This window comes from Lamprobacter sp. (assembly GCF_034860625.1).
Taxonomy (GTDB): domain Bacteria; phylum Pseudomonadota; class Gammaproteobacteria; order Chromatiales; family Chromatiaceae; genus Lamprobacter.
In genome coordinates, this window is sequence record NZ_JAYESN010000004.1 from 1 (window position 1) to 24,871 (window position 24,871).

18 protein-coding genes are annotated in these 24,871 nt (G+C 59.5%); 8 read left to right on the top strand and 10 right to left on the bottom strand.

Annotation, left to right across the window (positions count from 1 at the left end; genetic code table 11):
• The coding region (locus tag VBE63_RS01680; RefSeq protein ID WP_323681257.1) for a hypothetical protein at nt 1-2,322 on the top strand (2,322 nt) is incomplete at its 5' end.
• A 5-nt stretch (nt 2,323-2,327) separates the two neighbouring features.
• On the top strand, nt 2,328-3,644 hold the full coding sequence (locus VBE63_RS01685) for a hypothetical protein (protein WP_323681258.1): 1,317 nt from the start codon (nt 2,328-2,330) through the stop codon (nt 3,642-3,644).
• Between the two features lie 283 nt (nt 3,645-3,927).
• Here VBE63_RS01685 and cmoB read toward each other — a convergent pair whose 3' ends face one another.
• Together cmoB and cmoA are read right to left on the bottom strand one after the other, a co-directional pair.
• Nucleotides 3,928-5,058, bottom strand: a complete 1,131-nt coding sequence (gene cmoB, locus VBE63_RS01690; RefSeq protein WP_323681259.1) for a tRNA 5-methoxyuridine(34)/uridine 5-oxyacetic acid(34) synthase CmoB — start codon at nt 5,056-5,058, stop codon at nt 3,928-3,930.
• On the bottom strand, nt 5,058-5,816 hold the full coding sequence (gene cmoA, locus VBE63_RS01695; protein WP_323681260.1) for a carboxy-S-adenosyl-L-methionine synthase CmoA: 759 nt from the start codon (nt 5,814-5,816) through the stop codon (nt 5,058-5,060). The genes cmoB and cmoA overlap by 1 nt, the downstream gene beginning before the upstream one ends.
• A 96-nt stretch (nt 5,817-5,912) precedes the next feature.
• Here cmoA and ppk1 point away from each other — a divergent pair, with 96 nt between their 5' ends.
• Complete coding sequence (gene ppk1, locus VBE63_RS01700; RefSeq protein ID WP_323681261.1) at nt 5,913-8,168, top strand: polyphosphate kinase 1; 2,256 nt, start codon at nt 5,913-5,915, stop codon at nt 8,166-8,168.
• A gap of 50 nt (nt 8,169-8,218) precedes the next feature.
• Here ppk1 and VBE63_RS01705 read toward each other — a convergent pair whose 3' ends face one another.
• The 7 genes from VBE63_RS01705 to VBE63_RS01735 all read right to left on the bottom strand — a co-directional run bounded on the left by VBE63_RS01705 (nt 8,219) and on the right by VBE63_RS01735 (nt 17,547).
• On the bottom strand, nt 8,219-8,521 hold the full coding sequence (locus tag VBE63_RS01705) for a 4a-hydroxytetrahydrobiopterin dehydratase (RefSeq protein ID WP_323681262.1): 303 nt from the start codon (nt 8,519-8,521) through the stop codon (nt 8,219-8,221).
• Between the two features lie 80 nt (nt 8,522-8,601).
• A complete protein-coding gene (locus VBE63_RS01710) occupies nt 8,602-9,048 on the bottom strand; it encodes a hypothetical protein (protein WP_323681263.1) in 447 nt (148 codons plus the stop codon).
• A gap of 193 nt (nt 9,049-9,241) precedes the next feature.
• Nucleotides 9,242-10,984, bottom strand: a complete 1,743-nt coding sequence (gene ilvB, locus VBE63_RS01715) for a biosynthetic-type acetolactate synthase large subunit (RefSeq protein WP_323681264.1) — start codon at nt 10,982-10,984, stop codon at nt 9,242-9,244.
• Between the two features lie 114 nt (nt 10,985-11,098).
• Nucleotides 11,099-12,298, bottom strand: coding sequence for an acetate kinase (locus VBE63_RS01720; RefSeq protein WP_323681265.1), 1,200 nt, complete (start codon nt 12,296-12,298; stop codon nt 11,099-11,101).
• On the bottom strand, nt 12,295-14,391 hold the full coding sequence (pta, locus tag VBE63_RS01725) for a phosphate acetyltransferase (RefSeq protein WP_323681266.1): 2,097 nt from the start codon (nt 14,389-14,391) through the stop codon (nt 12,295-12,297). Before pta ends, VBE63_RS01720 begins: the two co-directional genes overlap by 4 nt.
• Before the next feature lie 460 nt (nt 14,392-14,851).
• Nucleotides 14,852-15,910, bottom strand: a complete 1,059-nt coding sequence (locus VBE63_RS01730; protein WP_323681267.1) for a thioredoxin family protein — start codon at nt 15,908-15,910, stop codon at nt 14,852-14,854.
• 50 nt (nt 15,911-15,960) lie between these two features.
• Nucleotides 15,961-17,547 carry a DEAD/DEAH box helicase gene (locus VBE63_RS01735; RefSeq protein WP_323681268.1) on the bottom strand — a complete coding sequence of 529 codons (1,587 nt, stop codon included), beginning with the start codon at nt 17,545-17,547 and terminating at the stop codon, nt 15,961-15,963.
• 437 nt (nt 17,548-17,984) lie between these two features.
• Between VBE63_RS01735 and trxA the strand changes: the two genes are divergently transcribed.
• From trxA to VBE63_RS01760, 5 genes are all read left to right on the top strand, one after another.
• The gene (gene trxA / locus VBE63_RS01740) at nt 17,985-18,311 is read left to right on the top strand and encodes a thioredoxin TrxA (protein ID WP_200236272.1); all 327 of its coding nucleotides are present in this window, start codon (nt 17,985-17,987) and stop codon (nt 18,309-18,311) included.
• 191 nt (nt 18,312-18,502) lie between these two features.
• Nucleotides 18,503-19,759: a transcription termination factor Rho gene (gene rho / locus VBE63_RS01745; RefSeq protein ID WP_323681269.1), complete on the top strand. Its 1,257-nt coding sequence runs from the start codon at nt 18,503-18,505 to the stop codon at nt 19,757-19,759.
• Between the two features lie 20 nt (nt 19,760-19,779).
• A complete protein-coding gene (locus tag VBE63_RS01750; protein WP_323681270.1) occupies nt 19,780-21,207 on the top strand; it encodes a paraquat-inducible protein A in 1,428 nt (475 codons plus the stop codon).
• Nucleotides 21,204-21,890, top strand: a complete 687-nt coding sequence (gene murU, locus VBE63_RS01755; RefSeq protein WP_323681271.1) for an N-acetylmuramate alpha-1-phosphate uridylyltransferase MurU — start codon at nt 21,204-21,206, stop codon at nt 21,888-21,890. The genes VBE63_RS01750 and murU overlap by 4 nt, the downstream gene beginning before the upstream one ends.
• A gap of 46 nt (nt 21,891-21,936) precedes the next feature.
• Complete coding sequence (locus VBE63_RS01760) at nt 21,937-23,376, top strand: glutamate--cysteine ligase (RefSeq protein ID WP_323681272.1); 1,440 nt, start codon at nt 21,937-21,939, stop codon at nt 23,374-23,376.
• A 336-nt stretch (nt 23,377-23,712) separates the two neighbouring features.
• On the opposite strand, the gene VBE63_RS01765 is transcribed toward VBE63_RS01760, so the two are convergent.
• A complete protein-coding gene (locus tag VBE63_RS01765) occupies nt 23,713-24,831 on the bottom strand; it encodes an AI-2E family transporter (protein WP_323681273.1) in 1,119 nt (372 codons plus the stop codon).
• Nucleotides 24,832-24,871: the final 40 nt, after the last annotated feature.

Below are 24,871 nucleotides of genomic sequence, written 5' to 3' on the forward strand. Positions count from 1 at the left end.
GATCATCAAGCGCAAGCTATTCATGAGGATTTGACGATGACTACTGACGACACCAAAGGCAGCAAACTCTACCGTTTCGCCTTCTACGGCGCTACGGCATCCGGCAAGACAGTATTGCTTGCAGCGCTCGCAAAACACCAGCCATTATTCGCTTCCAATTGCTATTGCAACACTGTCCCACTTGGCCCGCCGCCCAAACAACCAAGCAAAGAGCAAGCCGCGCGTTATCAAGCTCTTAAAGCCGGGAAAGAGCACCTGGATAAAGCTTTGGATGCCCTACAGCAAGGCTCTTTGCCTGCTCCAACGCCGACTGATCATGTTGATATGTCGTTTGAGTTTGATTTTCATGATGGGGAGCGAACCTATCGCATTGAGTTAATTGATTATTCTGGAGAATCACTTGATCCTAATCTGTCGGTCGATGAACGCACAAATCGACTGTTGCAACAGATTAAAGACAAAGACGCTTTGTTAGTTCTGGCACCGATGCCCAGCAACCGCACGGATATTAAAGATACGGATGAAGAGTACCTGCGTGGTCTGCAAGAGAGCTTTAGTCTTTTACAGGAAGGTAAAAAGAAAAATCCGATCCCGATGCCCATCGCCATGCTGGCAAGCAAGTGGGACCGTTTCTCCAAATTAGATGAGCCCGATCAAGAAAAAGCGCGTGCTGCATTCAGAGAATTTTTGGATCGACAACCGCCACCACCGCATAGCGGTTTATTGTCTGCGTTACGCGGAGGATCGGTCGATCCGCATCGAAATTTTTCGATCTTTCCGGTGAGCGCGCTGGGTATCTGTGACTCTGACGGACGCCCCCAACGCTTTGCACCGCTTCATAGCTTCGGCCTCGCGGAGCCTTTCGTCTGGTTAGCACGCCGTCATGATGAACTTGAATTGGATCATTACACAGCTCAGATCGACCAATTGCATTTACGCGAAGACTGGAAAGCCTGGATACAATGGCCAAAGCTGATCAAACTTGGACAACTCAGCCGACGCGGTGAGCAGATGGCTCGCGCCTTGCCGCCGAGCGATCCATTGAAGGCTGAATTTACGAAACTGCAAAAACGTGTAAAAAAAGCTAATCATCAAGCATTGACTGTTTCAACAGTTGCTTTGGCTGGCACTCTTGTTGCTGTCAATCTTGGATTGACATCATGGCGCTACCAGAGTATTAAAAATTTTATTCAGGATCCACAAGCTACCGCCCAACAGGTTCAAGAAGCTGAGCATTGGTTGAAAGCTTATACTGAATCAGTATTGCTTTCTCATCCTCTCTCTCAATGGCTTATACTGAGCCGCGACCAGGCAGAAAGGCAACTGAGCGAACTGCGATCCGGTCGTGATGACATTTATTGGTTTCATGTGACCAATGCCGCGCCCGAGCAGCAAATCAAAGAAGCTGAAAATTACCTCTCGGCATTTCCCAATGGTCGTCATCGCACCGAAGCCATTGCTTTAATAGCAAAATTAGCCGACCGACTGGATTGGGAAAGCTTTGTTCTAAGGTATCAATCTGCTTTGCAGGAGGGGAAAACGGTTGAAGCCGGTGCGATGCTTGTGCAACGCTCGGACGACCCAAGACTGACGGAATTAATTGGGACATTTGAGTCGACCGCGCTCGAAGCACTTGAACGAAACATTCAAAAAGCGCTTCAAAGGGATGACATTGATCTTGCAAACGATATTTTGGCGCAAGCGAAGCAATGGCCAGCTAAGCTGCGAACCACTCAGGGCATTGAACAAGAACGCAGATTGAAACGGCAAGTCGATCTTGCGCAGGATCGTGATTTGTACAGCGAGGTTCGAGAATACCAAAACCTTGATGATTTAAGTCAATATCTCAATCTCGTGCCACGAGGCCGAATGTATAAGGAAGTCCAAGCTTACTTTGAATGGCTTAACGCACAAACTCAGCCAATGCCACTCACTTTAAGCGTCAATAGCATCCAGTGGGATGACAAGAGTGGAACGAACAGCGGTCTCCAGCTGACCGTATGGGTCGATGGCAAAAAAGCTATTCAAATACCAAATCTGAAAAGCCGGTCAGGTAAAAAAGACAATATTCAATCTGCATCATCCGCATCATACGCATTCACTAACCGCCTCGATCAAGAGATCGACATCAAGATTGAACTGCAAGACACGGACAATTGGTTTGGCTCTGGGCATTTGGGGTCGGGTTCCCGAAGAACGCAAGTTAAAGGTGTCAACGGTCTGAGAATTGCCGCTACCGGCGAGAAATTGAACAATATTGTCTTTTTTGGTCTCAGCGGCCTGCCGCAAGCACCCGCACTGCCACTGTGGAGAGAGGAGTAAACATCATGCCTTATATCATTGTTTCAACACCCCGCGCCGGTCGCTGGAATCATCGCCTGCTGGTCGCTAAAACTGATCCGTGCGAGGGCATGGATCGGCATTGGTTGGTTTCCGCAGCTCGCAAACAATCGGAAGGCCGTGCATGGCTTTCTGTGACGCGACCCGTTCAGCAAATGAACAGCGCACGCACAGGAGATGAAATACTGATCCTGGGAGATATCGACACAGCGTCACTCACCTCTGAGCAAAAACATCAATTACTTGCTCAACTTCGCAACTTTCTGGAAGATGATCTTGATCGGCTGATCACGACAAAAATCGATTGGGAACGTGAAGGCAAAAGCGATCCTGTGATGCGCGCAGAACTTGGCCAATGGATCAACCAATTGGAGTCGATGGGCATTCAAGAATCTCAGGACGAACACTGGAACCCTGTACTTGCTAGAAATATGCGCGCGGAACAAGCTGCTAAAGAAAAGAAAAATGCGAAGACTAAAAAACTCAAAAAATTCTTTATGGAACCAACGGGAATCGCTTCTTCGCTCGTCGTCGTTGTTATTATATCTGGTCTGGCCTGCTTCCAGCTCGGGTGCTTTAGTAGCCTGGAGACTAAAATGGTCGTAGATGGTCCGAAGGCTATCTGTTTAGAACTTAAAGCTAATGATAGCTGTCAGTTATCTAAAGAGGAATATGAAAACTTGTGCGCTTTATATTCGTTTAACTTAAATGATTGCAGTGAAAGGCTGGGTAAACTTGAACCTAAAGACACTGAAAATCTTGATGATATTTTTGGATCGTTTAAAAAAGATGGGCGTAGTGAAAGATTTCTTCTTGCGACTTTAAAGTTAGGAGAAAATATGAAAAAAGAAATGGGTATTGATGAAAGCAAGGGGGCTGTTTATATCACACCCGAAGAATTTAGAAGCATTAGGGATTACAAGGGCAGAATTAGTGTCGCTGTAACGGAGGTTAAAAAAAATTCAGATTCCGTTCCAGATCCCGTACCTGAAATTTCTCGCAATGTTCAAAATTTCGATCCAAAAAAACCTAATTACGATACAGCACTGAAAGAACTGCAGAAATATCTTGAAGAATTATCTAAAGAGACGAAAAGTATGGAACAAAAGCGTAGTGGCAGCGTTGCTAAACAACTGGAAGAGTTTCTAGACTCTTGTAGTCATCGTAACAAAACGATTAACGATAGAATCAAGAGTGGCTGTGACTTCAATACTAAAGGTTGGGATCTAATACAAAATGAGTACAAAAACTTCGCTCCACGTTATGACGCCATCATAAAATTAAAGTTCCATGAAGAGTCGTGAGCCGCGCCAATGCCAATCAGACCCCGTCCAATACGATTTTTATGCCCGAATTGTGGCTAGGCTAAAACAACCTATCCTCGCAGCGACGCACTGCATCCACGCGATTATTTTTCCGCCTGCCCCAAGTGCCATTGCGAGAATTTACAGGTTACTGAAACTGCCAGCCTGCTAAATCCAACCCCGACGAGCGACAGCGGATGGCCGCACAACGCCCGCACACCATCGACGATCTGATGATCCGGCCCAGCGACGAGCGCGTGGAGCTGATCGACGGCGAGATGATTCAGCGCGCGCTGTCAGGCTGCGCCAGCAAAATCGCCCGCACCGGCGCGGGATGCCCCTCGACGGTCAGTTCGGGGTCATCCGGCGCGAGGAAATCCGCCAACGACTGGAAACGCATCCAGTCCGTCGAGCGCTGTTCCGCGCGGCTGGTGCGCGCCAGATCGACCAGCTCGATGGCTTGGTAACCCGCGCTCCCGAGCCATTTTTTCAGGGTTGCGACACTGGGGATCGCATGCACGTTGCGCATCTGCGCATAGCGCGCCGCCGGGCGCAAGATCTGGCCGTCCAACAAGGGCTGCTCGGGGCGGTCCAGCACCAGGGTCTCGAGGACGAGCTGCCCTCCCGGGCGCAGACAGTCACGCACTCGCCGCAGATGTTGGAGCGGATCGCGGCGGTGATAGAGCACGCCCATCGAGAACAGCGTCTCGAAGCCGCCAGCGGCGACCGCGCAGAGGTCGGGCAGATCATCGTCAGCAAGCGGCAGCACCGCCAGCCGCTCGGCGCCGATCACCTGATTCAGGGCCAGGAACTGGGCGACGAAGCGCAGCGTGGGGTCGATGCCGAGCACCAGATCAGCGCCAGCGCCGAGGGCGCGAAAGCCGTAATAGCCATTGCCGCAGCCGACATCCAGAACCCGCCGGCCGTGCAGCGGCGCGATGGCCTCGGCGAGTCGCGCCCATTTCCAGTCCGAGCGCCACTCGGCATCGATGCGGATGCCGTGCAGACAGAACGGCCCCTTACGCCAGGGATGCAGTCGCTCCAGCAGCTCCAGCAACTGCCGCCGTGCCGTCCCCTGAGCCGAGGGCAGCGGCGGCTCGGCCGCCACGCCGACGCAGGGTTGATCCAGATGCCGTCGCACGCGGCGAGCGGCGGGTGGGTTCAAGGCCTCAAGCTGCTCTAGGACGGCAAACCAGCCGGCCAGATCGCCGTGCCGAGCCGGCTGCAACCGCTCCGCGCTGAGCTGGCGGAGCGCCGGTGCCCAGGGTGCCAGTGGCGTGGTTGCGAGCCGCTGCAACCAGGGCTCAAAGCGCTGGATGGCTGCGCGATACAGGCGCTGACCGCTGGCCTCAACCTGAGCGCCGGCCAGTGTGGCATCTGCGGCAGCCGCAGCCGTCGCCGTATCTGCGGCCATCAGCGGGCGATCCAGGCGACGAAGTTGAGGCACTGAAAGAACGGCTGGACGCGGCTGAAGCCCGCCTCGTTCAGGCGCGCCAGATGTTCGGCGGGGCTGTCGGGGATCAACACCTGCTCCAGCGCGCTGCGCTTGCGGGCGATCTCCAACTGACTGTAACCCTGCGCGGCCTTGAAGTCGGCATGCAGATCCGCGAGCAGCCCGTCGTCATCCGAGATGGCGATCTTCTCAGCCAAGATCAGCGCGCCGCCCGGCCGCAGCCCGGCGCGGATGCGGCGCAGCAGCGCCCATCGGTGACGCGGATCGACGAACTGAAGGGTCAGGTTCATCACCACCAGGCTGGCATCCTCGATCCGCACATCGAGCAGATCGGCGCAGATCGGCTGTAGGCGACCAGCGGCGATCTCAGTCGCCAAGCGCTGGCGCAGCTCGGCAATCATCGCTGGTGCCCGATCGATCGCGTAGAGCGAAATCGCATCTGGCGCTCGGCTCGCCCCCGCGGCGAACCCTGGCGCCGGCAAGCGCGCCAGCAGGCTGGCGCTGGTCGCACCGAGCGAGCAGCCGAGATCATAGATACGGCTTCCAGGCTGGGCGAGGCGCGCGCCGATCAGTCCAATCAGTCGCAGCAGTTCGGCCCAGCCGGGCACTGAGCGCGCGATCATGTCCGCAAACACCCGCGCGACCCGTTCATCGAAGACGAAATCGCCGCGTGGCGCTTGCGCGCCGGCATACAACTGATCGCTGGGGGCGTTCAACATCTCATCGCTCGGGGAAACGGGCGCGGGCATGCGCCTCGGTGCCGGAATCAGGTATTCTGGCGCGCTTGTTGAATCCTGCAAACCGGATGTTTCCTGATGAACCAAACCAGCGCTGAACCCATCGCCGATGATCTCATGGTCGCGGAGGAAGACGACGGTGACGAGGCCGACATCGTCTCGGTCGCCAGCGCTGCGCCGGTGATCAGTCCGGAGCCTGACCTCGATGATCCCTCGTTGTATCTGAACCGCGAGCTGACCTGGCTGGCGTTCAACCGGCGCGTGCTGCACGAGGCCGATGATCCACGCACGCCGCTGCTGGAACGGGTCAAGTTCCTCGCCATCGTCAGCAGCAATCTCGACGAGTTTTTCATGAAGCGCATCGGCGGTCTGAAGCAGCAGATTGCCGCTGGCGTGCACAGTCAAACGGTCGACGGGCGTACACCGATGCAGCAGCTCGACGAGTGCCGTGCCGAGATCGCCGATATCCAAAGCGATCAGGAGCGCATCTACGGCGAGGTGATGACGGCGCTCGAAGCTCAGGATATCCGACTCGTAGAGGTGCATGCGCTCACGCCCGATGTTCGCAAACGGCTCCGTGAGCATTTCCGCACTGACATCTTCCCCATGATCACGCCGCTGGCGATGGACCCGGCACATCCGTTCCCGTTCATCTCCAACCTGGCGCTGAATCTGTTGGTACGACTGCGCTTTCCGGGTGGCAGTGATACCTATATGGCGCGCATCAAGGTTCCGGTCAGCAAGGACGTCTCCAAGCGACTGATCCAGGTCGACGGGCTCAACACCTTCGTCACCCTGGATGACCTCATCGTCCACAACCTGGATATGCTCTTCCCCGGCATGGAGATCGTCAGCTGCGAGCTGTTCCGGGTCACGCGCAACGCCATCGTCGAGCCTGAAGAAGAGGCCGCCTCAGACCTGCTCGAGATGATCGAGACCGAGCTGCGCGAGCGCCACTTCGCACCCATCGTCCGACTCGAGGTCCAGGCGGGTATGGACCCTGTCCATCGCGGCATGCTCGCCGCCGAGCTCGGCCTGAACGAGGCTGATGACGTCTATGAGGTCGGCGGGCTCATGGGCCGTCGCGACCTGTTCGAGCTGGCCAGCCTGGACATCCCGGAGCTCCACGACAAGCCGCATCGCTCCGGCGATCATCCGGTGCTCGGCAACGATCGGCGCAACATCTTCCATATCATCCGCGAGAACGGCCCACTGCTGCTGCAGCATCCCTATGAATCCTTTTCGACCACGGTCGAGCGGTTCCTGACCGCAGCCGCTAAAGATCCCAAGGTGTTGGCGATCAAGATGACCCTGTACCGGACCTCGGGCGGCGCCATCCTGGATGCGCTGATCAAGGCCGCCCGTAATGGCAAGCAGGTCGCGGTGATGGTGGAGCTGAAGGCGCGCTTCGACGAGGCCGCCAACATTGGCTGGGCGCGTCGCCTGGAGGGCGAGGGCATCCATGTCACCTATGGCGTGCTCGGCCTCAAGACCCACTGCAAGCTGATCTTCGTGGTGCGGCGCGATTACTCGCAGTTGCGTCGCTACTACCACATCGGCACCGGTAACTATCACGGCGGCACCGCTAAGCTCTATACCGATCTCGGCATGCTCGGCTGCGACGAGGACATCGGCCAAGATCTGACCGAGCTTTTTAACTATCTGACCGGCTACTCCCCACCACCGAGCTACCGCAAGATCCTGGCCGCGCCCTATACGCTGAAGCGTGGCATCCTGGAGAAGATCGAGCGAGAGATCGCAGTCCACCAGCGCGAGCCCGGCGGCGGTCTGATCCAGATGAAGATGAACGCGCTCGAAGACCCGGACATCGCCCGCGCCCTCTACAAGGCGAGCCGAGCCGGGGTCAAGGTCGACCTGATCGTTCGCGACACCTGCCGCTTCCGACCGGGAATACCAGGACTCAGCGAGAACGCGCGCGTGGTCAGCATCGTTGGCCGCTTCCTCGAGCACGGACGCATCCTCTACTTCCGCAACGGCGGCAGCGAGGAGTACTACATCGGCTCAGCCGACATGATGCGTCGCAACCTCGAGAGTCGCGTCGAGGTGCATGCGCCGGTTGAAGACCCCGAACTACGCCAAGAGCTGCGGTTGATCCTCGACGTGCAGTTTGCCGATCAGCGCTCGGCCTGGGACATGCAGCCCGATGGCCGCTATGTCCAGCGCCAACCTGAGGACGAACATGCGAAAGGCGCTCAGGACACTTTGATGGGAGTCGCCGAAAAACGCCTCTCAGCAGCAGCAAAGCACAAGGAAAAGAACCTACGCTCGCGGCTCCTGAGCCATTTCGAGCACCGACTGGCGCAAACGCCCTGAGTGCTAAGGCTCAGCTAAGGCCAAATTAAGCTAAGGTGAAGGCTGAATACTTAATCCGCTAGTGCATCCATCCGCGCAGCGAGTTGGAAGTCCAACTCGCTGAGACCGCCGACGTCATGGGTGCTGAGGTCGACACGGACGGTCTTATAGACATTACACCAGTCAGGATGATGATCCATGGCTTCAGCAGCAAGCGCAGCCCTCGTCATAAAGCCAAAGGCTTCGCTGAAATCTTGGAACCAGAAGGTCTTGTGGAGCTTCGCCTCCTTGATCACCCAAGGTGATCTGGCGCCAGCATTCAGCGATTGCAGCGAGGCGGCGATGGCAGTGTCGTCAAGCCTGACGCGATGCATGATTGGGCCTTCCAAGCAAATCAATTAGCCTAGCGTACCGGAGCGACCAAGGGCGGCATGGCATGCCTGCCCTGACCCGCTCAGGCCGCAACTTTGTCTTTTTCCTCGAGCTTACGAATCAACGGATACAGATGCTCGGTCTCACGTTGGATGCGGTCGAGCACCAAGGCGAACATCTGCTCGGTCTCCTTCATGAACTCGTTGTAATCACGGATCTGCAGCCGGCGGTGCGGCTCCGAGCACCAGTCCTTCAGGTACTTGTTAAAGATGCGCTTGATCTCGGTGGAGCCGGAGAGGAAACGATTGGCAGTGTTCTTCACCGATTGATCAGGATAGGAGATCAAACGGCCACAGAGCTCACGATCCACCAGCTCGATGTGTTCGCGCACCTTGCCGGTATACTCGAAGAAGACATCGCAGGCGGTCTCGGTATCGCACATCTCCCGACTCTGGATCAGGTAGAGAAAGACGTTCGAGAGCTCGGTGATCTTATGATTCTGCGCGTGAAGTTGTGAAAAAGCAGTCATTTGGCAGTCATCCTCCAAAAACAATAGGTTCCCCGCTTGGGGCATTCAGTAGCTCGATCTTTTTTTACTCGCTACAACTAGCACAGCAACCTGCTACACACAAGAAGGCGGCGGTCATTTAAGCGTTCATGTTGGTCTGCCGTCAGCACCGCTGAGCAGCGGCAGCCTGGGTCAAGCGGATGCACAGCCCGCTTTAAGATTCGATCATCGTCTCGAGCCGCCCCCCAGGCAACACCATTGGCAACACATCCTCGGCCTTGTCAATCCAGACGTCGACCAGGACCGGCCCTGGCAACGCCAATGCCTGCTCCAGCACAGCGCGCAGTTCCTGTGGGTCTTTGGCGCGCAATGTTTCGAGCCGTGGATAGACGTACTTGAGTCCGAGCAGGTTCGGAAACTGGCGCCGACAGGTCTGATCGATCTGGGTACAGTCCGGATCACAATCTTCGCGCCGGGCTAGGCAGGTCTCGTAATGGTGACCACCGTCCATCATGTCTTCCCACTGCCTCACCATGCCCAGGAAGCTGTTGTTGAGCACGAACATCTTCAGAGGGATGGCGTTTGCCACGACGGTCGCCAGCTCCTGAATATTCATCTGGAAACTGCCGTCACCATCGACCAGCACCACCGGCAGCTCGGGAGTCGCGAACCAGGCGCCGATCGCCGCTGGCAGCCCAAACCCCATGGTGCCAAGGCCACCGGAACTGATCCACTGCCGCGGACGCTGGAAGCGATAATACTGAGCTGACCACATCTGATGCTGGCCAACACCGGTCACCAGGGTGGCCTGACCGGAGGTCAGCTCGGATAAGGTCTCGATCACCGCCTGCGGCTTGATGTACTCACCCTCGGCATAGGGAAGAGGCAACTGCTGTCGCCATGCCACCACCTGCGCCAGCCAATGCGGATGGCGGGCATGGCGGGTGCTCGCCAGCGCGTGATCAAGGAACAGGGTCAAGGACGCGACTAGATACAAATCGGTCTTGACCGTCTTGTCGATCTCAGAAGGATCGATGTCGACATGCGCAATGCGCTTGCCGAGGGCGAAGTCCTTGACCGCAACCCGATCATCAAAGCGCCCACCCAGGCTGAGGATCAGATCAGCATCGCGCAGCGCATAGTTGGCGGGTACGCTGCCATGCATGCCTGGCATACCGAGATAATAAGGCGCGTCAAAGGGGACCGCCCCCAAGGCATTGAAGGTGGTGGTGATTGGCGCCTCAAAGCGTTCCGCAAAACGGCATAGCGCAGCGGCAGCACCGGCATGAATGATGCCGCCACCGGCCTTGATCACCGGGCGCTCGGCAGCGCAAAGGGCATCCAGGATGGCATCCGCGCGCGCAGCCTCGAATGGCATCTCGGGCCGATGCCGGCGCCGAGGTGGGCGTGGTGTGACACAAGCGCTCAATTGCACATCCTTGCAGATATCGACCACCACCGGCCCCGGACGGCCCTGCTGTGCGAGCGCAAAGGCCTCGCGGAGCACCCATTCCAGGTCGCTGACGTCGCGCACCAGATAGTTGTGTTTGGAGATCGGTCGCGTGAAGCCGACGGTATCGACTTCTTGGAAGGCATCGCTGCCAATCGCATGGCTTGGCACCTGGCCGGTGATGAAGACCGTCGGCACCGAGTCCTTGTAGGCATCGGCGATCGGCGTTGCGAGGTTGGTCGCGCCTGGCCCCGAGGTCGCCAGTGCAACCCCGACGCGACCGCTCGAGCGCGCGTAGCCCTCAGCGGCATGTCCAGCACCACCTTCTTGCCGACAGAGCAGGAAGCGCGGCGCCGGCTCGCCCCGGCGCATGCGCTTGTTCAACTCCACATGCAATGGGATCACCGCACCGCCAGTATGGCCAAAGATGACCTCGACACCGAGATCCTGCAGCACGTCAAAGAGTAAGGCGGCACCCGTTGGATGCAGGCTGACGGGAGTATTCATCAGAACAGGATCTGTCGGAGAGCAGATTTCAGGGGATAGATATTGGGGTGCAGACATTGAATGATAACGGCCGAATCGATTTCGGTGTTGATCCGGGCCAACCAAAACAACCACTCAGCTGACCGCCTCGACCGCCTCACGCGCGATCTGCAGTTCTTCATTCGTGGGGATCACCAGGATCTGGATTGGGCTGTCCGCGCGCGAAACGGCGCGCTCCTCTGTTGAGGTCGCCGCATTCGCCTCAGCGTCGATGCGGATGCCGAGGTTCTCGAGGCCAGCACAAGCGCGCGCACGCAGTTCTGCCGAGTTCTCGCCAATGCCGCCGGTGAAGACCAGCGCATCTGCGCGGCCCAGCTCGGCGAGATAAGCGCCGATGTACTTCTTCAGCCGATGCGCGGTGACGCCAAGGGCAAGCTCAGCGGCCTCATCGCCCGCCTCGGCCCGACGCTGAATCTCACGCAGATCATTGTCACCACAGAGACCCAGCAAGCCACTTTGGCGGTTCAGCAGCCCCTCCAGTGTGTCATTGTCGAGACCCAGATGCTTGCTGAGGTAGAACGGCACCGCCGGATCCATGTCACCACTGCGAGTGCCCATCACCAAGCCCTCCAGTGGGGTCATGCCCATCGAGGTGTCAATACTGCTGCCCTCACGAATCGCGGTCGCACTGGCGCCATTACCTAGGTGCAAGGTGATCAGGTTGCAGTGCTCAAATGGCTTGCCGAGCAGCGCCGCGGCGCGCCGTCCAACATAGTGATGTGAGGTGCCATGGAAGCCGTACCGCCGAACCCCATGCTCGCGGTACAGATAGTCCGGAATCGCATAGCGGTAGGCATTGCGCGGCATGGTCTGGTGGAAGGCCGTATCGAAGACCGCGACCTGAGGAATCGACGGAAACAGTTCGCGCGCAACCAGAATGCCGTCTAGGTTGGCCGGATTATGCAGCGGCGCCAACGGAATCACCTGGCGAATCGCCTCGATGATATCGTCATCAACCCGCGTCGGCGTATGGAAGGCCTCGCCGCCATGCACCACTCGATGCCCGACCGCCAGCAATTCCGAGGCATCAGCCAGCGTGCCCGTCTGCGCCAAGGCCTCAGCGATGCGCTGCAGTCCTTGCTGATGATCGGGCATCGCGGCCTGCGCTTCCCGGCGCTGCTGCATGCCCTCGGCATCGGTCCAACGGCAGCTTAGCAGCGCTTCGGGCTCACCAAGGCGCGTCGCTGAGCCTGACGCCAGCACGCTCCAATCATCGCTGCGGAACAACTGAAACTTGATCGAAGAGCTGCCGGAATTCAGCACCAGAACCTTCATGATGCCCCCTCAAGGGTCTGCGCCTGGATCGCGGTGATCGCGACCGTATTGACGATATCAGTGACCGTACAGCCACGGCTGAGATCATTGACCGGTTTATTCAGGCCCTGCAGCACCGGGCCGATGGCCACTGCGCCCGCGCTGCGCTGCACGGCCTTGTAGGTGTTGTTGCCGGTATTCAGGTCAGGGAAGATGAACACCGTTGCCTGCCCCGCCACCTCACTATCTGGCATCTTTGAGCGCGCAACGCTGGCATCAACCGCGGCGTCGTACTGAATCGGACCCTCCAGCTTGAGATCGGGCCGACGCTCGCGCGCGATCGCGACCGCCTCGCGGACCCGCTCGACATCAGCCCCCTTCCCAGAGGAGCCCGTCGAATACGACAGCATCGCAATCCGCGGCTCGACGCCAAACGCCGTCGCGGTCCCGGCCGAGGTAATTGCGATATCGGCCAGCTGCTCGGCATCTGGATTCGGATTCACCGCACAATCGCCATACACCAGCACCCGATCCGGCATGCACATAAAGAAGACGCTCGACACCAGCTTGGTCTCGGGTTTGGTGCGGATGGTCTCGAACGAGGGGCGAATGGTGTGCTGTGTCGTATGCAGGGCCCCCGAGACCATCCCATCGGCATCACCGGTGTAGACCATCAGGGTGCCGAAATAGCTCACGTCTTCAAGCGCATCGAACGCAATCTGCTCCGAGATCCCCTTGTGCGCGCGCAGACCATGGTAGACGGCCGCGTACTCGACACGCTTCGGCGAGTGGATCGGATCGATGATCTCGATGCCTTCCAACTGCAAGCCCAGCTCCCCGATGCGACGCCGAATCTTGTCCGGATTCCCCAACAGCACCAGCTCTGCGACCCCACGCAGGGTCAGGATCTCGGCAGCGCGCAAGATACGCTCGTCTTGGCCCTCAGGCAGCACGATGCGCTTGCGCTGCGACTTGGCACGCTGAATCAGCTCGTACTCGAACATCAACGGGGTAATTCGCGCTGACTGGTGCAAGGCGATGCTTTCCTGCAGGGCTTTGATATCGACCGCGCTCTCGAACATGCCGAGCGCGGCGGCGATCTTGCGCTCATCTCCCGGCAGGATCACCGATTCGACTTTATTCACCGCCAGCGCAGTCCGGAAGGTATCGCGCTGGGTGCAGAGGACGGCCACCTTGCTGCGCCGCAGCCCGAACAGCAGCCGCTGGACGTTCTCAGCCGGCTTCAGCCCGCCGGTCAGCAACAGCCCGGCCACGCGCGGAAAGGAGTCAGCGACATCGGCGGCCAGGCTGGCGAGGATGATATCACTGCGATCACCGGCGGTAATGATCAGGCAGCCGTCCTCGACATAGTTGAGGAAGTCCGGTACCTCCATCGCCGCCACCTTATAGTGAGTGACGACCTGATTCAGCGCATCGGCCTCGCCGCAGAGCCGTTCGGTCTGCAGCATCTTGTGGATCTCACCGATGGTGGGCTTGCTCAGCGCCTCGGTCTCGGGCAGTACATGCAGGGTCTCGGTCTGCGGAAGCACCGCCCTTGCTCGCCGCTTGACCACCTCGACATGATCCGGATGGACACCATTGACCACGGTCGCCAACAAATCACCACCGCGGTTGATCATCGACTCGTGCGCCATGTGCACCGCGTGCAGAGCTTCCTCCGAGCTGCGCTGGAAGCCCTTGACCACCACCACGATGCTGCAGCCGAAATTGTTCGCGAGATCAGCGTTGAAGTCGAACTCCAGCGAGGGCACCAGGCCGTCGTAATCGGTGCCGGCACAGAGCACCAAATCACATTGCTCGTCGAGCAGCATAAACTTATTCAGGATCAGCTTGAGCAGCTCGTCGTAATGACCGCCCGCTGCCAGCTCGCTCGCCATCTGCGCCGTGCAGCCGTAGAGCATCTCGGCTGGAAAGGGCAGATCGTAGCGATCGCGAATCAGGCTGGTCAGGCTGTCCTGCTCGACCGAGCCGCTGACCACAGGCCGGAAAAATCCAACACGCCGATTGACCGCCGACAACATCTCCATGAAGCCCAGCACGACGACCGATTTGCCGCTGCCCGAACCGGCGCCAGCGATATAGATACTCTGCATAAACAACAATCTCTTAGGGCCAAGTGCGAACAGCGCTCAGCCGGGTCAAATATGGCTCATCATGCCGCAAATTTTGAAGCGCGAGGTGACAGCCTCAAGACTGAGGGACACTGGCGCGCCAACAGCCTGAGGATCAGCCGGAATCAGATCCTCGAGTCACGACTGAGACACAAGCAGCCAATCTCCAGGCAGATCCCCGGCGAGATGCCAGGCCGGAACCCGCCCAGACACTCAGGGCGCGATGCCAAATGCGCAGGATCTGGCTAACTTGCGGCGACTCTGGTGATTGTTGCCTCCTGCCTCAGCAAAGCTTGAGCAAGAAGCATACCAGCGCTAAGCAAAGGCGCATGCTCGATACAAAGCCTGGGGCGACAGCTGGCATGGGCCGTTTCCGACCGCTCTGTTTTCGTGCGGGCTGCGCCTCGGCAAACGCGTCTTATCCGCCAGTTGCTAAGGCGCCTCAGAAGCCGCGGCTGAGTCGCCAGCGCTGATAGCTCGGCTCCTCTCGATAGGCATGACTACTGATGTAGTTGAGCACGTTGTGTAATCGGTAAAAACCAACCACCGAGTCGATGCGAATGATCTCACGGCCCCGCTCATCAAAAAAGAGCAGGGCTGGCGCATAGAACAGGCCCAGTTCCGCTGCCCAGTCTCGCGCCGTCGTCCGCTCACCGGAGGGTGTCACCAGCGGTGTCTGCGACCACATGTCGAGCTGGACACTGTCGAATCCGGCAAAATCCGTGGCGATCGCCTGCTCTTGCAACACCTGCCCGTGAAGCACATCACAAGGATGACAGTCGCCTTGCTCAAAGAACACCGCGAGGGGCCGCTCGGCTGGCAGCCGACTGCGATCAAGGTTAAACGGGGGCGGCTGGAAAAAAGGCTGGTCGTTCAGGTCCGCGGCATCGAAGACCATCCGATTATCGCCCCGCGCCAGATAGTCCCTGAACGACTCCCGCTGATAATGCTCATCGGCGACATACTCAAGCGCAGCACGGAACTGATAGGGCGGATAGTAGCCACGGAGGCGCAAGACCTCGTTGCCGCGCTCGTCGTAGAAGATCAGGGTCGGCGTGAAATCCGCCCGCTCTCGCAACGCAAAACCGCGCTCGGTCATGGTCCGTCCGCGCAAATCCGTCACCTCAGCCACCCCCCAGATGTCGATCGGCGTGATGTCAAAGTGACGACGGGTATATTCAACGATATCCGTCTCAGAGCCAAAGTTCACATCCATGAGCTGATGACAGTAGGCGCAGCGCTTCTGGCCAAAGTACAGGATCAGCCCCTTGCCCGCCTCCCGCGCCTCCTCGAGATCGGCGCGCAAGTCCAAAAACGGCTCATTGAACCACGCCGGATAGCTCAGCAGCTCATCGCGCGGCAGATCGCTGAAGTTCAGGGAATCTGCATCATCGCCCGCAGCGCTCACAGCCAGCGCCATACTCAGCAACAGCGCTGCCAGGAGGAGACGGGCAATCAGGGGCGGGCAGTTCAACCCGCAGTAAAGGCAGGAACGAGACATCGACGCTACCAGCTCCAACAGTATGTTTAACAGAAATCGGCTGAGCCCGCTCAATGCTGAGTATCAGGCTCTGGCGCGGTGGCCGCCGAGCGTCGCCGCGGACGACGACGCCGCTTCTTGGGCGCCTGCGCTGCCGAGTGGGCCGCGGCTGTTGCAGCGGGCGCGACGGCGCCAGAGCCCGCGGCCACCGCTGACGCCGAAACCGGCTCGGCCGCCTGGGCCTGTTCGGTTTGTGCAGCCGCTGCAGCCGACTCACGCCGAGGTTCAGAGCGACCACGCGCGCCTCCCTGACCTCCCGGGCGCCCTGATCGCTCGCGTGGCGCATGACGCCGACCTGGGCGGCCTTCATCACGCGCGCGCCGCTCGACCCGAACCCGACTCCTCGGATCGATCTGAGCAAGCAAGTCGGGCTCGACGGTGCTGATCGGAATCCGCGCACCGATGAAAGCCTCGATATCCGGCCAGCCCATCGCATAGCTCTCGCAAACAAAGCTGATCGCATCGCCGGCCGCGCCCGCGCGCGCGGTGCGGCCGATCCGATGCACATAGTCCTCGGCATCATCCGGCAAATCATAGTTGATCACATGGGTGACGCCCGGAATATGCAGACCACGGGCAGCAACATCAGTTGCAACCATGGTCGCAAGCTCGCCCTCTTGGAACTGTCTTAGCAGACTGAGTCGCTTCTTCTGCGGCACATCGCCGGAGAGCATGGCCGCCTTGATGCCGTTGCCCTCCAGGTAGCCCCAGACGCGCTCGCCTTCGCGCTTGGTGTTGACGAAGACCATGCTGCGCGCATCCTCGAGCTGCCGCAGAAGGCCGATCAGCAGCGGCACCTTCTCGTCATTGGCGACCATGTAGCCACGCTGAGTGACCCGATCGGCGGTCACCCGCTCTGGGGTAATCTCGACCATCTTAGGATCGTTCATGTGCTCATAGGCCAGCTCCATGACGCGATAGGAAAGCGTCGCCGAGAACAGCAGGCCGAGCCGCTCGCTCAGCGGCGGTAGGCGCCGGAGCACAAATCGGATGTCCTTGATGAAACCGAGATCGAACATCCGATCGGCCTCATCGAGCACCACGACCTCGACTTGACGCAGATCGAAGACTCGCTGTTTCAGATAGTCGATCAAGCGCCCCGGGGTTCCGATCAGGATATCGACACCCGCCGCGATGTCATCCCGTTGCGCCTGGTAGCCGGTGCCCCCATACACCAAGCCAAGACGAAAATCGGTATGGGAGGCGAGCAACTGCGCATCCTTGTGGATCTGCACCGCCAGCTCGCGAGTCGGCGCCAAGATCAACACCCTGGGCTGCCGCGGCCTATTTGGCGCTGGCTGCGCATGGGGCTCGGTCGCCGCATCGGCATCCGAGGCGGCCTCGACAGCCGGTGCGACCGACGCCGCAGCCAGGTCTTGCCTGAGCAGCCGCTGTAGCGCAACCACCAGAAAGGCCGCGGTCTTGCCGGTGCCGGTCTGCGCCTGTCCGGCGACATCTTGGCCCGCGAGCGCGATCGGGAGTGTCTCGGCCTGAATCGGGGTGCAATAGTGGAAGCCAGCGGCTTCGAGGCCAGCAAGAATGCTTGGATGAAGATCGAATTGATCAAAACGGGTATCAGTGAGGTGAGTCTGGGGCATAGCAGCGCGAACAGGTGAAAACGAGGCCGGCGCCCTAAATGACGAGATGCGCAGGGCTTGCAAAACTTGATATCTTTAGCTCAAATAGCATCCTAACGCTGGCGGCGGCCTTTACGCCAGCCGCCAGCTCACCCCATCCCGTCTCGCTGCACCGCCAACACACCATTGGCCCAGCAGGCGAGCGCTCGGGCTGCACAGCCTTAGCCTGCGAGCCTGACAGGATCGGCTAGCCGGTGCCCCTGTTGCGAGCCAACCTCGGCTGTTCGATCACTCGACTTGCAGTCGTCGTACTCAACCACGGCCCCATCAAGCCGATTCGCCAACGGCGCCATCACCGAGATCGTCATAACAAGATCGCAAAGAGCACAACCTGTTGGCGCACAACCAAGGGCCGGTGCCGACGCAGAATTTGCCCCCCAACCTGGAGAGATACCGAAGTGAGCGACCGAATCGTCCATGTGACTGACGATACCTTTGAACAAGACGTGTTGCAGTCCGACCAGCCCGTACTCGTTGACTATTGGGCCAACTGGTGCGCCCCCTGCAAGATGATCGCCCCGGTCCTCGAGGAGATCGCAGCGGAGTACGAAGGGCGCATTAAGGTCGCTAAGCTCGACATCGACGAGAACCGAGCGGTCACCGAGCGCTTCAACGTTCGCGGTATTCCAACGCTGATCCTGTTCAAAAACGGTGAGGCCGAGGCGATCAAGGTCGGCGCGGTCTCGAAGTCCCAACTCACCGTCTTCATCGATAGCAACCTTTGAACCAGCCACGCACCCGCCCGCGGCGCCGGCCCGGGAATAACCCCAGGAATCGATCCGGCAACATCGAGACGGAGCCAGGCAACCAGGCCGACTCCGAAGATCCCACCACTGACGAGCTCTGCTCGTCCCCGCCGAGTCCTCCGCGATCCTCGCGCGGGGAGCGCAGCCGAGCCCCGTCGAATCAACCATCCATGAATCTTACCGAGCTAAAATTGATGCCCGTCCCTGCGCTAGTAGATCTCGCGCAGTCTATGGAGCTCGAAGGCGTCGGGCGGTCCCGCAAGCAGGACCTCATCTTCGCCATCCTCAAGGCCAAGGCAAAACGCGGCGAGGATATCTATGGCGACGGCGTGCTCGAGATCCTGTCTGACGGCTTCGGCTTTCTGCGCTCCGCGACCGCCTCGTTTCTCGCTGGACCGGACGACATCTACGTCTCCCCCAGCCAGATTAGGCGCTTTTCGCTGCGCACCGGCGACAACATCACCGGCAAGATCCGTCCGCCCAAGGATGGCGAGCGCTACTTCGCGCTGCTCAAGGTCGGCGATATCAACTTTGACCGGCCCGAGAATGCCAAGACCAAGATCCTGTTCGAGAACTTCACGCCGCTGTTCGCCCAGCAGCGTCTTGGGCTTGAGGTCGGCAACGGCAGCACCGAGGATCTAACCGCGCGCACCGTCGACCTGGTCGCACCGATCGGCAAGGGCCAACGCGGCCTGATCGTGTCACCGCCGAAGGCCGGTAAGACGATGATCCTGCAGAACATCGCCCAGTCGATCGCGCACAATCATCCCGAGGTCTTCCTGATCGTGCTGCTCATCGATGAGCGCCCGGAAGAGGTCACCGAAATGGCCCGCTCAGTGCGCGGCGAAGTGATCTCCTCGACCTTCGATGAGCCAGCCACCCGCCATGTACAGGTTGCTGAGATGGTGATCGAGCGGGCCAAGCGGTTGGTCGAGCACAAGCGCGATGTCGTCATCCTGCTCGACAGCATCACCCGGCTGGCGCGCGCCTACAACACCGTGGTGCCATCCTCGGGCAAGGTGCTCACCGGTGGCGTCGACGCCAACGCCCTGCAGCGGCCGAAGCGCTTCTTCGGTGCCGCGCGTAACGTCGAAGAAGGCGGCTCGCTGACCATCCTCGCGACCGCGCTGGTCGAGACGGGCTCACGCATGGACGATGTGATCTACGAGGAGTTCAAGGGCACTGGCAACATGGAACTGCATCTGGATCGACGCATCGCCGAGAAGCGCATCTTCCCGGCCATCAACATCAACCGCTCCGGCACCCGCCGCGAAGAGCTGCTGATGCCAGCCGCCGAGCTGCAGAAGATGTGGATTCTGCGCAAGATCCTGCATCCGATGGACGAACTTGCCGCTGTCGAGTTTCTGCTCGATAAGCTCAAGACCACCAAGACCAACAACGAGTTCTTCGACTCGATGCGGGGCTAAGGCGGGGCTCTTAGGCGCCTATGCTGGCACAGCTAAAGCGGATCATCGTCGGCCTGATCGCGGCGATCCTCTTGGTCGCTGTATCCATCGCGACCTATCAGCTGATCTTGGAGCTGCGCGCGCTGCAGCAGACCCAATGGCAGCGCGCCGAGCTCCAGGATGTGAAATACGGCCTGTTCGACGCCGAGGTCTGGGTCAGTCAAGTCTCCGCCATTCTGGCCGAGCGTCTTCAGGCCTTTGAGCTCACTGAGCAGAATCGGCCACAGATCAAGCGCAACCTTGAGATCCTGCTCGACCGGATGCTCTCAGAGGTTGAGCAGGTCTTGCGCCGTCGCAATGCCGAGGGCGAGAGCTGGGTCGATCGTTTGCAAGGCAGTCTGCGCCAAGGCGTTCAGGACTGGCTCGTCGACTTTGACCAGCTCCGTGCCCGCGTCCCGCTCTATGCCGATGCGGTGCTGGAGGAACTGAACCGCCCCGAGAACCGTCGCGAGATCCAGCATCAGCTGCTGCAGGCCATCGAGCAGGCCGCGGGTGCCACCTTCACCAAGGTTGACCGCTCGCTGCCGCGACAGATCGAGGAAGCCCATGGCTGCGAGACCAGGGCCGACTGCATCGAGACGCTCCAGCAGACCGCGACTGCCCACCAAGCGCAGGCGCAACGCGGCGCCCTCTGGGCGCTGGGCGGCGTGAGCCTGTTGTTCATCCTTGCTTGGCTCGATCCGGGCTCGCGCTTGGGCGCTGATCAAGCTGGGCCGCGCCACGGCTGTGACAGCGGAATGGGCAGTCGCAACAGGGTCGGGAGCGGATGCGCCACGGCAGCGGCGACGGCGATCAACCCGCGACGCCACTCACTCGCCCCCGAGACCATGCTGATGCTCTCCGCGGCCACACTGCTGTTGCTCGCGGCTGGTGTCATGACGCCGATGATCGAGGTCGAGGCACGCATCGATCAGCTCAGCCTGAGCCTTCTCGGCAAGCCGCTCATCTTCACCGATCAAGTCCTCTACTTCCAGAGCAAGAGCATCCTCGATCTGGTTCAGGTGCTTGCTGCCACCGGCGCCGCGGATATGATCCTAGTCGCCCTGCTGGTCCTGCTCTTCAGCCTGATCTTTCCGGCTGCCAAGATCCTGGCCAGCTTGCTCTATTACACCGATCTGAAAGGCTTGCGCGGACAGGCGCTGGTGCGTTTCTTCACCCTGCGCTCGGGCAAATGGTCGATGGCCGATGTGCTGGTCGTCGCCATCCTGATGGCCTATCTCGGCTTCGATGGCCTGATCAGCAGCCAGTTCGCTGAGCTGAGTGGCCTCGGCCGTCAGGTCGACCTGCTCAGTACCAACGGCACTCGCCTACAGCTTGGGTTCTTCCTCTTCCTCGCCTTTGTGCTCGCCAGCCTGTTTCTGTCGGCACTGCTCGAGGCGCGAGCCCCAGCATCGAGCCAAGCACCATGAAGGCCATGATCCTCGCCGCTGGGCGTGGCAACCGTATGCGCCCGCTGACCGATCACAGCCCCAAGCCCTTACTCCAGGCCGGTGGCGTCTCGCTGATCGTCCATCAGATTCAGCGCCTGCGGGCGGCCGGCTTCAGCGAGCTCGTGATCAATCATGCCCATCTTGGCGAACAGATCGAGCAGGCTCTGGGCGATGGCAGCCGCTATGGCGTCCAGATTATGTATTCGCCGGAGGGCGAAGGACGCGCGCTGGAGACCGGCGGCGGCATCCATCGCGCGCTGCCACTCCTCGGTGATGGCCCCTTCCTGGTCACCAACGGTGACATCTGGTGTGACTTCGATCTCCGCCAGCTGCGCATTGCGGATCAGGACTTAGCGCAGATCGTCCTGGTCGATAATCCACCTCATCATCCAGAGGGTGATTTTGCCCTGCTTGGAGATCGGGTTCAGTTTAAGGAACAGGCTCGCCCAGCCGCAGATCCGGTGCTCACCTTCTCTGGCATCGGCCTCTATCGCCCACAGTTGTTCGCGGCCTGTCCGCCTGGCGCCTTCCCGCTCGCGCCATTGCTGCGCTCAGCCATTGCGAATGAGCGCTGCGGCGGTCTCCGGCATCGCGGGCAATGGCTGGATATCGGCACACCAGAGCGTTTACAAGCACTCGACAGGATGTTAAGGACAGTCTGAGCCAGGCAGCACTCGCCTCGCGCCCAATTGGAGGCAAAGCATCTCGATGGGCCAAGACATCCAGCACCACTCATTCACTGAGGCCGACTTTCGCGAGTTCGAGGCCCGCCTCCAGGCCGAGACTGCGCTGCTCGAGCGTTGGTTCGCCGAGGACGCCTTTGCCGACTGCCCGCGCGAGACCGGCTTTGAACTCGAGGCCTGGCTCATCGACCGCCGCCATCAGGCGCCAGCGCCGGTGATCGACGCCCTCCTCGAGCAACAACAAGACCCGCTGATCCTGCCCGAGCTGGCACGCTTCAATCTAGAGCTCAATAGCACACCCGTGCCCTTGAATGGCCAAGCCTTCCGTCGGCTCCATGCAGAGTTGGAGCGCACCCTAGCCCATAGCCAAGCTGCCGCAGCAACACTCAACGCCCAGGTCGGCACCATCGGCATCCTCCCAACGGTGCGTCCTGATCATCTGGTTCCAGCACAGATGACACCGCGGCCGCGCTATCGCGCGCTCAACGAGCAGATCCTGCGCCTGCGCGATGGCGAGCCGTTCCGACTCGCGATCGAAGGCGAGCGACCTCTGTTCATCGAGCAGCCAGACGTGATGCTCGAATCAGCAGCAACCTCGTTTCAGATCCATTTCAAGATCGGGGCTGCCGAGTCGGCCCGGGTGTTCAACGCATCCAAGCTACTTGCCGCGATCACGGTCGCAATCGGCGCCAACTCACCCTATCTGTTTGGCCGCGATCTCTGGTGCGAAACGCGCATCCCGTTGTTCGAGCAAGCGGTCTCGGTCGGCGACAGCCCCTTGCGCGAGCGGGTCGGCTTCGGCATCCGCTATGCGGAGCGCTCGGTGATGGAATGCTTCCGCTCCAATATCACCCGCTACCCGGTGATTCTGCCGCATCTGATGGACGAGCCTGTGGAGCAATTTGCACACCTGAGACTGCATAATGGCACCATCTGGCGCTGGAATCGGCCACTGATCGGTTGGGAGGCTAGACCCAACACTCAGCCACGCCCGCATCTACGGATGGAGCATCGCGTGATCGCCGCCGGCCCCTCAACGATCGACAACATCGCCAACGCCGCCTTCTACTGCGGTGCTGTGCAAGCGCTCTCCCAGGAATCAAAACCACCAGAACAGGGACTGCCGTTCAATCAGGCGCGAATCAACTTCTATCTTGCCGCTCGCCATGGGCTCAAGGCCAGCATCCTCTGGTGCGGCAGCGAAGCACGGATGCCGATCCATCAACTGATTGTCCAACAGATACTGCCGATGGCAAGGCGCGGACTCAGCGAGCTCGGCATCGATCGAGATGAGATTGATGACTGGCTTGGCGTCATCGAGGCCCGTGCCCGAACCCGCCGCACTGGAGCCGCCTGGCAACGCGCTTGGGTCGCCAAGCATGGGCCAGACATGGCCGCGCTCACCGAGGCCTACCTTATCCATCAGGCCAGCGGCAAGCCGGTGCATGAGTGGACGCTGGATTAAGCAGCCCCTTGGCGTCGCGCTCACTGCAAACCCTAGGGCCCGGCCACCCCGGTCATCCTAAAAAGAGCATTTCAACCGCAGATGACGCAGATTAACGCAGAGATTTCAATACATTGCAGATGATCATTGCCTCACCTGTTAGGTGGCCTTGCTAGAACTGCTAAAACCTTGTTTTATATTATTTTAATCTGTGCACATCTGCGTCATCTGCGGTTTTTGGGGTCATGGGTCCAGTGCAGCTGCAGCAGGCTGCACAGAAGCTGTGGCGGACAACCCCCGGCGCGGTTCGGTGGGCAGGTTCGACACCTTGGGGCTACTCGGGAGGCTACTTGGGGGCTACTCGGATGCACACACCACCGGGCTATCCTGCCTAGGCGCCGACTCGACCGAGGCACGCTTCGCATCGATATGTTGCGGCAGCGCACTCAAGATGGCCTGCACCAAGGTCGCCAGTGGGATGGCGAAGAACACGCCCCAAAAACCCCAAACTCCGCCGAAGACCAGAATCGCGACAATGATCGCGACCGGATGCAGATCCACGACCTCGGAGAACAGCAAGGGCACCAGCACATTGCCATCCAGCATTTGGATGATGAGGTAGGCGGCGGTGAGCCAGACGAAGGTTGGCCCCCAGCCCCACTGAAACCAGGCGATCAACACCACCGGGATGGTCACTAGGGAGGCGCCGATGTACGGGATAATCACCGATAGTCCCACCAGCACCGAGAGCAGCAGAGCGTAGTTAAGACCGAACAAAGAGAAGGTCACGAAACTGACTGCCCAGACGATCAAGATCTCCCAGACCTTGCCGCGAATATAGTTCGAGATCTGCCGGTCGACCTTCTTCCAGACATCGCTCGCGACACCTCGATGGTGCGGCAGCCAGCGCCAAAACCAGGATAAGATCAGCTCTTTATCCTTGAGGAAGAAGAACACCAGTAGCGGCATCAGGATCAGATAGACGAGCAGTGTGATCACGCCGACCACCGATGATAGGGACAGCGACAGCAGCTGTTGCCCGAGGCCCGCGATATCGCGGCGAATACTGCCGATCAACTCAGCAATCTGCGCGCTCGTCACCAGATCCGGGTAGCGTTCAGGCAGCTGCATCAGGACCTGCTGCCCATGCGCCAGCATGTTGGGCAACTGCTGCAACAGATCGCGGATCTGGCGTGAAACCGAGGGCAGCACGCCAAGCAGCATCGACGCCACGAACAACATGAAAAGGGTGAACACCAAGAACACCGCGAACCAACGCGGCCAACGCAGGCGTTCCAAGAGGCCGACCAGCCCCTCGAGGAGATAGGCGATCACGATACTGGCAAGGACCGGCGTCAGCATGCGACCGAAGAACAGCAGGATCGCGAACAGCACCAATACTGCTGAAACAAGGAAGACGATCTGGGGGTCGGAGAAGTAGCGACTCAGCCAGCGGTTGAACGCTCGCAGCAACATCGTAGGAAACCTAGGTCAGCCTGGACAGGGATTCAGCAGC